The sequence below is a fragment of the uncultured Allofournierella sp. genome (assembly GCA_944382705.1).
Classification (GTDB): domain Bacteria; phylum Bacillota; class Clostridia; order Oscillospirales; family Ruminococcaceae; genus Allofournierella.
Window position 1 is genome coordinate 1 of record CALWNE010000006.1, and the last position, 13,444, is coordinate 13,444.

The following is a 13,444-nucleotide window of genomic DNA, read 5'->3' on the forward strand; positions in this document are numbered from 1 at the left end:
GAGAATATATGAAGGCTGAAAACAGCGAAAGCAAGAAAGCTTTCATGTACAACGGCCGGTGCCGATGACGCAGAGGTCCCACCTGTTCCCATTCCGAACACAGTAGTTAAGCTCTGTTGTGCCGAAGATACTTGGTTGGAAACGACCTGGGAAAATAGGTAGGTGCCGGCTTTTTCTTTTTTTAATGCCAGGATTGTGCCTTGCAATTCTTTGGGGTGTCACGGCAGGCGTCTGCTGGTTGCGCCAGTTTTTTAGCAAATTACAGCATAATTTCACTAAAACCAGCATGAGGGAGTTTCCTTGTGCTGGTTTTTTATTTATACTGATATAAAGGGCTATGATGAAATAACATTATGCCTTGGTTTGCAAGGTGAAGTAAGGTGGAGTTTTGGGTATTTGGTTGCAGCTCTGTAATACAGCGGAGAGAAATTCAGGCTAACAGTGTTTAAATAAGAGACAGTGCAGGCAAGATGTCAAGGTGGTATGGTAGATTGAACGGAAGCATTTTTTAATGCAATGCTCCAAAAACATTGTTTTAAAAATCTATAATATTCCTGGCTGGAGATGATGAACCGGAAACAGAATTTTTTCAAACAATGTACCTCAGTGGTTAAATCTATGGAAAGATGCCAGACAGGTTGAACCATTTGAGTGGAGCCACAGTATAAGTGTTGCAGGTTTTGTCCTTGCAGAACGCTGTTTAAAAATAATTCCAGTGGGATTCGGTTGTTGGAGGATGAAACTTTTGCACTTTGTATCAAAATGGAGGTTCATCGATTTTTTTTAAGGAGATACTGTGTTTGAGGCGCTGCACTCGGTGAATGAATCAATTTAAGCAATAGGGTAGCTTGATTGCAATTTTTTGGAATTTACTTAAAAGGATTCGCAAAGCACCCAGGCAGTTTTGAAAGAAATCAAGAATTTCGGTGATGTTATACACATACCTGGAGAAACAACGCTTTTACCCTTAAAGATAAACATACAAAAAGCACAAAATTCATGCCCAGAAATACCAGGGGCAGATGGCTGTGAGAAAGGACGATTGAATTGTATGACTGAAATTTTGCGTCAGAATGGTTGGTGGGCTGCACTCCCGGCAAAGAGCAGGAAGTGGGCCTGCTTGCGAGGGGGAGTTACCCTTTTGTCGGTACTGCTATATCTGTTTGTGTGTGCGGCAGGTGGTGCCCAGATGCTTCGCTTGCCCTTGTTTTTGGCTGCGGCGGCAATCTATCTTTATCTGCCAGGGGTATGCTTGAGCCACTGGATTGGGCCAAAGCAAAAGGAATTGCAGCCCTTGCTATCCATTGTATACGGAAGTGCGCTGCTTGCAGCAAGCCACTGTGTGGTTGTTCGCTTTCAGATGCAGGAACTCTTATTTTTGATTCCCCTTGTACCCATCGTGCTGTTTGGTCGCAGTGCATTTCAACGGTTTAAGCAACCGAAAGAACAGCTGCTTTACCGTGCCGTAGAAGGCCTGTGCAGCCAAACAGCATTTGCATGGAGCATTCTGTTGTTTTTGTACACCATCTGCTTTTCGGCACGGAATCCGCACCCAACTGCCGCAGGTTCCGTGGTATTAAACCAGGATATGCTCTGGAATGTGGGCAACGCAGCGGCACTGGGAAATGCGTTTCCGGCACAGGACATTCGGTTTTCGGGCGTTCGTTTGTCCTACCACTATCTTACCGAGCTGCTGGCGTCTGCCCTAAGCCTTTTGAGCGGTGCAGAATGCTATGATGTATATGTGTTCTTTTTTGGTCCGCTGTTTCTGGCAGCGGAACTGACAGCCCTCAAGGCGATGGCCTCCAGCTATTATGCAAAAAACATCCGCAACGGCTGGCAGTGGCTTACCTTTTTGCTGGTTGGTTTTTCCTGTGCATCCCTCTGGAAACCTCTTTCCAACGGTGAAAGTTTGTTTGGCAACACTATGCTGCGCCATCTGGTGACTAACATCAATGCCCAGGCAACGGCGCTGGTGTTTTTGTGCGGATTTTTGTGTGCCTTCATTCACATGAGCCGTCGGCATTTTGCTGTGGAATGGAATTGGTATGCTCTGGCCTTGCTCTCCTTCTTTTTGCTGTCTGTGGGCTAAGGGCCGGAAGCAGCAATTCTAGTATGCAGCCTGGTGGTAACCATGGTTTTTGTGCTGGCGTTTCAAAAGCCGCAGTACGGTAAGGCATTGCTTCTGACCGCAGGGTGTGCAGGCGTTTTTGGAGTTGTGTATTTCATTCTGTTTTCTTCTGGTTCCAACAGCATGGAGCTATCCATTTTTGCCATGCGCAATTCCTGGTGCTACCGGGTTTTAAGCCCTCTCACCGATTGGCTGTGCCAGGTGGTGCCTATTTCTGGTTATGTGTGGCTGGTGGGGATTGGCCTGTGCAATGTGGTGTGCATGGTGCCCTTCCAGGTGATTCTGTGGGTTCTTACGATTCCCAGTTCGGTGCGCAATCTCTGCAAGCTGGATGCCACGCGCATTCTGCTTAATGGCGTAGCGGCTGGCGGATTTCTGGCCTACCAGCTGTTCTATCACACCAGTTCCAGCCAGGTGTATTTTGCTCTGGTTGCCATGATTGCACTGGCAATTTTGGGGGTAGAACCCTTGCAGCGTCTGCGAGAGGGCAAAAGATGGTATCGCTGGCCGGTGTATCTGGTGGGTGCTGTGGGACTGTTGAGCACGGTGTGCATGACCATAAATTACACAGCCCAGGCCGCTGGGCAGCTGGCTGTAACGGTAGGGGTTACCCAGCCCCAATTTGCGGAAAAAGCCATTACCGCAGAGGATGAACAGGCCATGGAGTGGCTGCGGCAAAATCTGCCCCTAGGCCAGCAATTTGCCACCAACAAAACCTCCAGCACTCCCGCCCAGACCGATGCCATCACCAATGTGTACAGCGCATTCAGCCAGCGGCAGGCGTACATGGAGGGGTGGACCTATGCCATGACCAACATGGGGGTAAGCATGGAGGTACTCACCCACAAACAACAGGTGAACGAGGCGTTTTTCAGCGCACAGACCTCCACCCAACACTTGTTGGAGCTGGCAGAGCAGGAGGGCGTGCAGTGCCTTGTGTATGCCAAACGCTGGCCAGGCGATGCACCAAGCGGCCTGATGCCTGCGTATGAAAGTGAAAATTTGGCCATTTACCTGCTGAATCAGCAGGGCTAATAAACTGTAAAGAAAAAAGGAGGAGTAGTTATGCAGCAGTTTTCTTGCCAAAAGCCGAAGGTAGCGTTTGTTTGCGTACACAATTCTTGCCGCAGCCAGATTGCAGAGGCCCTGGGCCGTCATCTGGCGGGGGATGTGTTTGAAAGTTATTCTGCCGGAACCGAAACAAAGCCCTGCATCAACCAGGATGCGGTGCGGCTGATGAAACAGGTGTACGGCATTGATATGGAACAGCAGCAGCGATCCAAGCTGCTGGAAGAAATTCCCCAGGCAGATGTATACATCTCCATGGGCTGTAATGTGGCCTGCCCCTATGTGCCGGGCAAAGAGCGGCAGGATTGGGGCTTGCAGGACCCCACCGGCCAGCCGGATGAGGTGTTTTTGAAAATCATACAAGCCATTGAGGAGCGTGTGCTGGCACTGCGTAGTCAGTTGCTGGAACAAGCAGCCAAAAGCTGAAACATAAGCTGTACTTTCCCAGCGGAGGAATTGCAAACAGTTTTTTGCGCCAGCCTCAGGGCAGGTCTCTACCATTTTGGGAGACTTTGTGATACAATAGCAAAAGACAGGCATTTAAAAATCTGCACCCCTGTTGCGGTGCGGAGTAAGGAGCGAATAAAAGTATGCAAATCTTTAATACGCTGAGCCGTAAAAAAGAAGAATTAATTCCCCAGGTACCAGGGGAGTACCGTATTTATGTGTGCGGTCCCACCGTATACAACTTTATTCATATCGGCAATGCACGGCCGCTGGTGGTGTTCGATACACTGCGTCGCTATCTGGAATACCAGGGCAATAAGGTTTTGTATGTATCCAACATTACCGATATTGATGATAAGCTCATTAAGAAAGCCCAGGAAGAGGGCGTTTCCATGCAGCAGGTGGCCTGCCGCTATGAGGAAGAATACATTAAGGACAGCCAGGGTCTGAATGCATTGCCGCCTACTGTGCGTCCCCGTGCAACCGAACATGTGCAGGAAATTCTGGACATTGTGAAGGATATTATTGATAAAGGCTATGGCTATGTGGCCAAAAATGGCGATGTCTACTTCCGCGCTAAAAAGTTTGCCGAGTATGGCAAGCTAAGCCACCTGAACCTGGATGATCTGGAGAGTGGAAACCGGGAACTGCGCAGCCAGATGGCGGATGATTTGAAGGAAGACCCCGCCGACTTTGCGGTCTGGAAGGCCGCTAAGCCCGGCGAGCCTGCCTGGGAAAGCTCCTATGGCCCCGGTCGTCCCGGTTGGCACATTGAGTGCAGCGCCATGGCCCGCAAGCATCTGGGCAACACCATTGACCTGCACTGCGGCGGTCAGGATTTGATTTTTCCCCATCATGAAAACGAAATTGCTCAGTCTGAGTGTGCCAACGGCTGCACCTTCAGCCGTTACTGGATGCACAACGGCTTTTTGAACATCGACAACCACAAGATGAGCAAGAGCGCCAATAACTTTTTCACTGTGCGGGAAGTGGCCGAGGTGTATGGGTATGAGCCCATTCGGTACTTTATGCTCACCGCAGGCTACCGGATGCCCCTGAACTATACAGTGGATTTGATTCGCTCCTGCAAGGCAAGCCTGGAACGGCTGTACACCTGCCGTGAAAATCTGGATTTCCGGCTGGAGAAGGCAGGCCAGGGCAGTGACGCATTGACAGAAAAGGCGAAGCAGGCCAAGGCGAAGTTCATCACTGCCATGGACGATGACCTGAATACACCCGATGCCTTGGGTGCCCTGTTTGAGCTGGTGAAAGATATCAATACTTTGGGCGAAGAAGCCAGCAAGGAAGCCCTGCAACAGGCTGCCCAGGTATTTGATGAGATTACCGGCGTACTGGGTTTGCTGTACAACCGCAATACCCAGCAGGTGCCCAGCGAGGTTATGAGCCTGGTGGAACAGCGTGCCGCTGCCAAAAAGGCCAAGGATTGGGCCACGGCCGATGCGCTGCGGGCACAGATTACCCAGATGGGCTGGGTGGTGGAAGATACCGCTCAGGGCCCCAAGGTAAGCAAAGCCTGATAAAAAAATAGGCTGAAATCAAAAAAGACCGCAGGGCAGCTGTTCGGATAAGAATCAGAACAGTGTGCTGTCTGCGGTTTTTTGTGTAACTGGAAAGAGGACAATATGAAGCAACAAAAAATCACTTTGCCTTCTGCCCTGCTGTTTCTGCTGGCTGGCAGCTTTGTGCTGCACCTGGGATTATCGGTTATTACAGATGGTTATTCCACCGATGTAAACTGTTTTGCCGCCTGGGCCAGTAAGCTGGCAGAGCAAGGCCCGGCGGCTTTTTACCAGCCGGATTATTTTGCCGATTATCCTCCCGGCTATATGCTGGTGCTATGGCTTTTGGGCAGCGTTTCACGGCTGGGCGGTATTGCATTTGGCACAAAGGCGTACACGGTGCTCATGGTACTGGTATCTACGCTGTGCACCATGGGGCTGGGCCTGCTGGTATGGCAGATTGCTTGCCGCTATCTGGATGAGGAAAGGGCATTGCGGCTGGCTGCGATGGCCCTGTTCTGCCCGCCGCTGCTGTATGACACTGCGGTGTGGAAACAGGTGGACAGTGTGTTTGCGCTGTGCATTGTGGGCGCCTTCTGGCTGGTATGCCGGCGCAAATTTTTACCCGGTGCCGCAGTGTTTGGTCTTGCGCTCACGGTGAAACCTCAAGCGCTGCTGTTTGGGCCGGTGCTGGCCATCTGCTTTTTGGCCCCCTTGCTGGAAAAAAGAGAGAGAAAGTCTGCCTGGGTGAAGGTGCTGACCACCAGCGTACTGGGCGGTATGGCCTCGGTGGGGGTGGTGCTGTTAAGCGCCCTGCCTTTTTGGGGCCAGCAGCCGGTGGGGTGGCTGCTGGAAAAGTACACCGGCACAGTGAACAGCTACCCCTATGCCAGTGTGAATGCCTTTAACCTTATTACTTTACTGGGCGGCAACTGGGTAAACCAGACCGATGCAATCTGGCCCGGCGGCCTTACCTGGCAGACCCTGGGCATCATGGGTATTACAGCTGCCACCGTGTGCCTGGCATTGCTGGCTTGGCAGGGGATGAACAACCGCCGCTTCAGCCCCATGCTGTTGGCGGCTGTTTATACCGCTCTGGTATTTTGCCTTGGACATCGGATGCATGAACGGTACCTGATGGCTTCGTTGCTGATGCTGCTTGCCGCTGCCGCCCGTATTGGGGACCGTCGGCTGCTGGGAGCTTTTGGGCTGCTGAGTTTTTCCACCCTTTTGAATGTGGCCATGGTGCTGATTAACAACGGCACAGAGGACCAGTTTTTAAACAGTACTACCTCCTGCATCATGATTGTAATTATCAGCGCCATGAATGTGGCAGGTACGGCGCTGCTGGTGTATGCCGCCTGGGCCATCTGCTCCGGGCGGGACATTGTGCCCTACACCTTGGCGGCGGAACCGGAACACAAGTCTGCCCCGGCAGGTCTGCCGGCCTGGACGGCCCGGGAGGCGGGGCTGCTGGCCCTGATTACAGCCCTCACCGCAGTGGTTTCCCTCTGGAACCTGGGCGACATGACCGCACCACAAACCGTGCAGGATGCCCAAGGAACAACCTTTACCGCTCAGGTTCAGGTGGAGGGGCAGCCAGCCAGCCTTTGGATTTATCCGGAGGTAAACTGGAATGGTACCCTTACCCTGTGGGATGAACAAGGCCAGCAGCTGGTGCAGCAGGAACTGGATTACAGCAATGTGTTCCACTGGTTGGAACTGCCGCTTTCCAATCTGGAAAGCGGCCAGCGGTATACTATTACTCTGGACAATGCAAGTGTGCTGGAAATTGCCTTTAAGGATGCTCAGGGCCAGCTGCTTTCGGTGCAGGGAGATGGGGCAGCCCTGATGGACGAGCAGGAGCTGGTGCCCCAGACCATCAGCTACCGCAACAGCATGTATTTCGATGAGATTTACCACGGGCGCACGGCCTACGAACATCTGCACGGAATGCCGGTATACGAAACAACCCATCCGCCTTTGGGCAAGGTGTTCCAGATGGTGGGCATCTGGCTGTTTGGCATGACTGGCTTTGGCTGGCGCATTTCCGGTGTGCTGTTTGGCATCGGCATGGTTCCGGTGCTCTACCTGTTTGTGCGCCGCCTGAGCCGCAAAACGGCCCCGGCCCTTTTTGCGGCCCTGCTGGCGGCTCTGGATTTAATGCGCTATGCCCAAAGCCGCATTGCTACCATTGATGTATACGGTACCTTCTTTATTTTGCTGGGGGCCTATTTTATGGTATGGTATGCCCAAAGCGTGCTGGAAAAAGGGGTGTGCAAAAGCATTCTGCCCATGGCACTGTGCGGATTGGCCTTTGGCCTGGGAGCGGCCAGCAAGTGGACGGGAATCTATGCCGGTGCAGGCCTTTGCGTGCTGTACTTTGGTGTGCTGTGGGTGCGCTGGCGGCAAAATCAGCCCGGGTTTGGCAGGGAACTGGCAACGGCCCTGGCTGGCGGCGTGGTATTTTTTGTGGCGGTACCGTTGCTGGTTTATTATCTGGCGTATCTGCCCTACTACTGGCGGGAGGGCGGTTTTAGCTTGCAGGAGTGGTGGCGCTGCCAAATCACCATGTTTGAATACCACAGCCAGTTAAAAAGTACCCATCCCTTTGAGTCTCGCTGGTATAGCTGGCCCTTTGATATTCGGCCGGTGTGGTATTATTCCGGCAGTGCAGCAGAAGGGATGCGGGCCACTATTTCCGGCATAGGCAACCCGGTGGTGTGGTGGTCTGCTCTGGTGGGGCTGGGTGCCCTGTTGTGGCGGCAGATCAGTGGCAGAGCCAACCGGGTGCAGGGAGGCATCCTTGTGTTCTATCTCACCCAGCTGTTGCCCTGGGTGTTGGTAACCCGCTGCACCTTCCAGTACCATTATTTCCCCAGCCTTTGGTTTGCAGTGGCAGCCCTGGCCCTGATGGTGGACCAGCTCCAGCAGCGGCATCCCCGGTTGGGCCGTTGGCTTTATTGGGGCTTGATTGCTGCGGCAGCCTTGGTGTTTGTGTGGTTTTATCCGGTTGTAACGGGCATCTCTGTGCCACAAGCCTGGGTGGACAGCACCAAGTGGTTGGCAAGCTGGTATTACTAAAGTTGTTTTGCGAAATTTAACTACAAAAAGTATAAAAAGACTTAAAAACAACAAAAATAACCCCCTTTTGCAGTGCAATCGGCTGCAAAAGGGGGTTATTTGCTTGCAAGAGGAGGGTGTTTTGTCAACACAGCAATGCTGCAAGAGCTCCCTTTTAGTGGAATAGTGGGCTTGCAACAGGATTTTACAAAGGCAGGTGATAGTGGTGCACCGCTTTTTGATTGAGCTGAATTTCCCGGGTCAATGTACCGCCGCAGTGCTTAATTACCTGAGCGGAGGGCAGATTTTCGGCCCAGCAGGTGAGCAGAAGCTGGTTCAGCCCCAGGCTGCGGCAGTAGGGCAGCAGTGCTTGCAGGGCCGCGGTGGCGTACCCCCGATTGCGCAAGCCGGGCCGCACACTGTACCCCACATGACCGCCCCAGCGAGCCAGGTGGTCGTCCAGCCTGTGGCGCAGGGCAATCATGCCCACCAGCTGGCAGGTGACGGCATCCATGACCAAAAACACCGTGGTGGGAACAGTTTCCCCGGCGGGGTGTTCTGCCCCTTGCACACGGGCCAGCCATTCTTCAAAGGTGGCAGCCCAGGCCAGCCCACAGGAACCATCAATGGAATCGCCACTGTTCAAAAACTCCTGGCGATAGGCCCAAACCGGCTGTTTGTGAAGGGAAAGAGGGGTGCACAAAAATACAGATGGCATGGCGGCAGCTCCTGTTTGCAAGATGTATTAACCACCAGTATACCACAGGAGCACAGGGCAAGAAAAGGCTGGCTTGAAGGAGATTTTGGCGCGTGTTACAATAGAACAAACAACACAGTACGGGAGGCTTTCATGAAATTTTTGCATCTTTCAGACCTGCATCTGGGCCGCAGGCTGTGCGAGCTGGATTTGTTTGAAGATCAGGCGCATATCCTGGCTCAATGCGTTGAGATGGCCAGCCAGAACCAGGTGGACGGTGTACTGGTGGCTGGGGATATATACGACCGCAATGTGCCCACCGTGGGGGCGGTAAATCTTCTGGATGAATTTTTAAGCCAGCTGAACCAGCTCAATATACCGGTGTATCTCATCAGCGGCAACCATGACAGTGCCGACCGTTTGGGGTTTGGCAGCCGTTTGCTGGCCAGCCGGGGAGTGTACCTGGCTTCCAGCTTTGAAGGCAGACTGGAACACTACCAGCTGGAGGATGAGCACGGCACCCTGCATCTGTGGGCACTGCCCTTTATACGCCCCAGCATGGTGCGCAGCCAGTGGCCCCAGGAGCAGATTGATGACTATACCCAGGCGGTGGAGGTGGTGATTCGCCATGCACAGCTGGACCCTTCGGCCCGCAATGTGCTTATGGCCCACCAGTTTGTGACGGCATCCGGCCGCTGCCCCGAAACCTGCGACTCCGAAAGCCTGAGCCTTGGCAACCTGGACCATGTGGAGGCCAGAGCATTCGATGGGTTTGATTATGTGGCACTGGGTCACCTGCATGGCCCCCAGCAGGTAGGGCGGCCCCAGGTGCGGTACAGTGGTTCGCCGCTGGCCTATTCGGTAAGTGAGGTGCATCACAAAAAATCTGCCGTTTTGGTGGAGTTTGGCCCCAAAGGCCAGGTGGAATGCAGGCAGCTGCCCTTTGCGCCCCTGCGGCCCCTGCGGCAGCTGAAAGGGCCTTTGGAGCAGCTGCTGGAACACGCCCAGCCCAGCGGTGACTACATCCACGCCATCCTTACAGACGAACAACCTCCGCTCAATGCGGCGCCCCGGCTGCGCAGCGTGTACCCCAACCTGGTAAAACTGGATTTTGCACCCAAAGCCAGAGAACAGAATGCCAGCAGCCGGCGGTGGCAGAAAAATATACACAGCACCAGCCCGCTAGAATTGTTCGGTGCTTTTTATGAAAGTGTGCACCACCGGCCCATGAATGCCCAGGAGCAAACGGTGATGGAACAGGTGTTTGAGGAACTGAAAGGAGAGGAGCAATGAAACCATTAACCCTTACCATGCAGGCGTTTGGCCCCTATGCGGGCTGTCAGCAGGTGGAGCTGGGCCAGCTGGGCAAAAGTGGTTTGTTTTTGGTGACAGGGGATACCGGAGCAGGCAAAACCACCTTGTTTGATGCCATTTGCTATGCCTTGTTTGGCAAGCTGACCGGCCAGGTACGGGACGAAAAGATGATGCGCAGCGATTATGCGGACCCTACCCTGGAAACAGCAGTGAAGCTGGTGTTTGAGCACCGGGGGCAGACCTACCGCATTGAACGCAGCCCGGAGCAGTACCGCCAAAGCCAGCGCAAAAAGGATGGGGTGTATCCTTTGGTAAAGGTCACTGCCAAGGCGCAGCTTTACCGGTGTGAGCCGGACGGTGACAAGGTACTGGCAGACGGCAAGGAAAAGGTGGATGCGGCGGTGAACGAATTGCTGCGCATCAATGTGGATCAGTTCCGGCAGATTGCCATGATTGCCCAAAACCAGTTTGCCCAGCTGCTGCACAAATCCGGGCAGGAGCGCAGTGCAGTGCTGCGGCAGATTTTTGGCACGCAGCTGTACCAGGCGGTACAAAAGAAATTGAAGGAAATGGCCTCCCAGTGCAATGCGGAGGGCAGCCAAACCCAAAAGGAGCTGGAACGGAACATAGGGGCCATCTGCCTGCCGGAGCAGCCCCCGGCGGAATTGGCAGAGCTGCTGCAAACCCCCCAGCGCATCTGGCGCTGCCCGGAAATTTTGGAGCAGCTGGCCCAGCTTTGCAGCCAGGATGCAGCACAGATGCAGCAGCTTACAGCCCAGATACAAACGCTGGACCAGCAGAGAGACCAGATAACCGGGCGGCAAAACCAGCTGCAAGTTTACTGTGCCCTCAGAGAGCAGCAAATAAGCAAGCAGCAGCAATACAGCCAGCTGATGGACATCTGGCCCAAGGCCCAGAAGCTGGAACAGCAAATCAAACGGGAAGAACTGGCAGCCTACACACTGGAGCCGGTATACCGGGAGTGGCAGCAGGCTATACAGCAGGCCCAGCAGGAGCAAACCGCCTACACCCAGGCTCAAAACCGATGGGAGGAGCTGGAGCGGCTGGCACCTGCCATGGAACAGGCCCAGCAGGAGTACCAGCAGCTTACAGAACAGTCCCAGCAGCTGGCGGTGGAACACAAGCAGCTGCACCAGGCGTTACAGCAGCTGCAAGAGCTGCTCAGTCTGCAAAATCAGCACAAGGAACAGGTACTACAACTGGAACAGGCCAGCCAAAAGGAAAAAAACGCCCGGGAACAGCTGGCCCAGCTGGAGGAACTGGTGCGCCAGAAAGAAGAACTGGTGCAGCAGCAGCCCCAGGCGCTGGAGCAGGAGCACAGGGCTCGCCAGAACAAGGAGCATTGGGACGGCGCACTGGAAGCACTGGGCCAGCTTTACACCAAAATGAAGCAGCTGGTGGAGCAGCAAAAGCTGCACCTTGGCAATGTGGATGCATTGCAGCGGTGCCAGCAGCAATTTGAGGAAGTCCAGACCCAGTACACCCAGGCAGAACGCTGGTTTTGGGATAACCAGGCCGGCGTATTGGCCCAAACCCTGCAAAAGGAGCAGCCCTGCCCGGTGTGCGGAAGTTTACACCACCCCGCCCCAGCCCAAATTGAGGTGGGAGAGCACCCAGTAAACGAAGCAATGCTCAATGACCTGCGAAGCCAGAAAGAGGCGGCAGAACAAAACCTGACCCAGGCCCGCAGCCAGGCGGCGGCCAGCAATACCACCGCCCAAACCCTGCGGCAGGAGTATCTGGAGCGGGCTGCTCAGGTGCTGGCCCTCTGCCAGGGCACCCAGCCCCAGGTTCAGGAGGATGCAAAGGCGGTAAGCCTTGCCTTGCAGGAGTGCCGTGCCCAGGCGCAGGCCCAGCAGCAGGAGGCCCAGCAAACATGGGAGCAGGCTCAGCAGGTGTGCCTGCGCTTGCAGCAGGAAGTTCGGCAGCTGGAGCAGCTGCGCCACCAGCGGCAGGAGCAGAGCCAGAAGTGGGAAAGCGCCCAGCAGCAGCGGCAGCATTACCAGGAGGAATGCAGCAGGGTTGGGGTTTGCGTTCGCCAGATGGAACAAACCCTGGGCCAGATGGATCCCCAACAGGCCAGCCAACGGGCCCAGCAGGTTGCCCAGGCTTTGGGGGAGAATGAGCAAAAGCGGCAGAGCTTGCAGCAGCGGCAGCAGCAGTACATTGCCCAAAGGGCGGCCGCCCAGGAAACCCTGCATAAGCAACGCCAGCGGCTGGCCCAAGCCGACCACAAGCAGCAGCAAAGCCAGGAGGCGTGGCACAATAAGCTGGCAAACAGCGGCATGACCGCCCAGCTGTTTGCGGAACATCGGGTAACACCCCAGCAGCTGGAGGAACACCGCCAGCAGCTAGCTGTGTGGAAGGAGCAAAAACAAACGCTGGAAGCCACTCTGGAAACCCTGGCCCAGCAGCTGAACCAGCAGTACAGTGGGCTGGCTCAGCTGCCAGAGACCGAATTAACCCAGCAGATGGAACAGCTGGCCCAGCAGCTGATGGAGTGCGAACATCAAAAGCAGCAGCTGGATGCCCGGCGGCTGCAGCTATCCGGCAGGCTGACCACAAACCAGGGAGTTTGCCGTCAGTTGGAGCAAACCTGGAAAGAGAGCCAGCAGCAGCAGGAGCGGCAGGCGCTGATTCGCCGTTTAAGCAACACCGCCAACGGAAACCTGGAAAAAGGCAATGTAAAACAGGAGTTTGAGCAGTTTGTGCTGGGAGCCTACTTTGCCGATGCGGTGGAGGCTGCCAACCAGCGGTTGTGGGTGATGACCGGCGGGCAGTACGAGCTGCAATGCCACCAGCTGCAAAACACCGAGGCGAAGGGCACACTGGATTTGGATGTGCTGGACCATTACACCGGCAAGGTGCGCAGTGTGGGCAGCCTTTCCGGCGGCGAAACCTTCCAGGCGGCCCTTGCACTGGCACTTGGCCTTTCGGATGTGATTCAAAGCTATGCAGGAGGGGTAGAAATTGATACCCTCTTTATTGACGAAGGCTTTGGCACACTGGATGAGGAGAGCCTGGAAAAAGCCATTCAAACCCTTCACGGGCTGGCACTGGATAACCGGCTGGTGGGCATTATCTCCCATGTGCCGGAACTGCGCACCCGCATTGAAAAGCAGATTCTGGTGCGCAAAACCACCAACGGCAGTCAGGTGCAGCTGAAATTTTTATAAATCCAGT

Annotated in this window: 8 protein-coding genes and 1 rRNA gene; 8 read left to right on the top strand and 1 reads right to left on the bottom strand. The window is 54.5% G+C overall.

What is annotated here, in order from left to right:
* Positions 1–54: 54 nt before the first annotated feature.
* The 6 genes from rrf to ACH2EM_RS00395 all read left to right on the top strand — a co-directional run bounded on the left by rrf (position 55) and on the right by ACH2EM_RS00395 (position 8,250).
* Positions 55–171: ribosomal RNA gene (gene rrf, locus ACH2EM_RS00370) — 5S ribosomal RNA — on the top strand.
* 970 nt (positions 172–1,141) lie between these two features.
* On the top strand, positions 1,142–2,092 hold the full coding sequence (locus ACH2EM_RS00375) for a hypothetical protein (RefSeq protein WP_395150040.1): 951 nt from the start codon (positions 1,142–1,144) through the stop codon (positions 2,090–2,092).
* 33 nt (positions 2,093–2,125) lie between these two features.
* Positions 2,126–3,166, top strand: coding sequence for a hypothetical protein (locus ACH2EM_RS00380; RefSeq protein ID WP_395150041.1), 1,041 nt, complete (start codon positions 2,126–2,128; stop codon positions 3,164–3,166).
* A gap of 30 nt (positions 3,167–3,196) precedes the next feature.
* Positions 3,197–3,625 carry an arsenate reductase ArsC gene (locus tag ACH2EM_RS00385; RefSeq protein WP_395150042.1) on the top strand — a complete coding sequence of 143 codons (429 nt, stop codon included), beginning with the start codon at positions 3,197–3,199 and terminating at the stop codon, positions 3,623–3,625.
* Positions 3,626–3,789: 164 nt separating this feature from the next.
* On the top strand, positions 3,790–5,184 hold the full coding sequence (gene cysS / locus ACH2EM_RS00390) for a cysteine--tRNA ligase (protein WP_395150043.1): 1,395 nt from the start codon (positions 3,790–3,792) through the stop codon (positions 5,182–5,184).
* A 105-nt stretch (positions 5,185–5,289) separates the two neighbouring features.
* The gene (locus tag ACH2EM_RS00395) at positions 5,290–8,250 is read left to right on the top strand and encodes a phospholipid carrier-dependent glycosyltransferase (protein WP_395150044.1); all 2,961 of its coding nucleotides are present in this window, start codon (positions 5,290–5,292) and stop codon (positions 8,248–8,250) included.
* 184 nt (positions 8,251–8,434) lie between these two features.
* Here ACH2EM_RS00395 and ACH2EM_RS00400 read toward each other — a convergent pair whose 3' ends face one another.
* Positions 8,435–8,947: a GNAT family N-acetyltransferase gene (locus tag ACH2EM_RS00400; RefSeq protein ID WP_395150045.1), complete on the bottom strand. Its 513-nt coding sequence runs from the start codon at positions 8,945–8,947 to the stop codon at positions 8,435–8,437.
* A 132-nt stretch (positions 8,948–9,079) separates the two neighbouring features.
* On the opposite strand from ACH2EM_RS00400, the gene ACH2EM_RS00405 reads away from it, so the two are divergent.
* Both ACH2EM_RS00405 and ACH2EM_RS00410 read left to right on the top strand, forming a co-directional pair.
* Entirely contained in the window at positions 9,080–10,219 is a 1,140-nt protein-coding gene (locus ACH2EM_RS00405; RefSeq protein WP_395150046.1) for an exonuclease SbcCD subunit D, read from the top strand.
* Complete coding sequence (locus ACH2EM_RS00410; RefSeq protein ID WP_395150047.1) at positions 10,216–13,437, top strand: SbcC/MukB-like Walker B domain-containing protein; 3,222 nt, start codon at positions 10,216–10,218, stop codon at positions 13,435–13,437. The genes ACH2EM_RS00405 and ACH2EM_RS00410 overlap by 4 nt, the downstream gene beginning before the upstream one ends.
* The last annotated feature ends 7 nt before the right edge of the window (positions 13,438–13,444 follow it).

Excerpts from the sequence above, each read along its gene's own strand:
- ACH2EM_RS00410 (WP_395150047.1), top strand. The coding sequence starts at position 10,216 with ATGAAACCATTAACCCTTACCATGCAGGCGTTTGGCCCCTATGCGGGC.
- cysS (WP_395150043.1), top strand. The coding sequence starts at position 3,790 with ATGCAAATCTTTAATACGCTGAGCCGTAAAAAAGAAGAATTAATTCCC.
- ACH2EM_RS00395 (WP_395150044.1), top strand. The coding sequence starts at position 5,290 with ATGAAGCAACAAAAAATCACTTTGCCTTCTGCCCTGCTGTTTCTGCTG.
- ACH2EM_RS00405 (WP_395150046.1), top strand. The coding sequence starts at position 9,080 with ATGAAATTTTTGCATCTTTCAGACCTGCATCTGGGCCGCAGGCTGTGC.
- ACH2EM_RS00385 (WP_395150042.1), top strand. The coding sequence starts at position 3,197 with ATGCAGCAGTTTTCTTGCCAAAAGCCGAAGGTAGCGTTTGTTTGCGTA.
- ACH2EM_RS00400 (WP_395150045.1), bottom strand. The coding sequence starts at position 8,947 with ATGCCATCTGTATTTTTGTGCACCCCTCTTTCCCTTCACAAACAGCCG.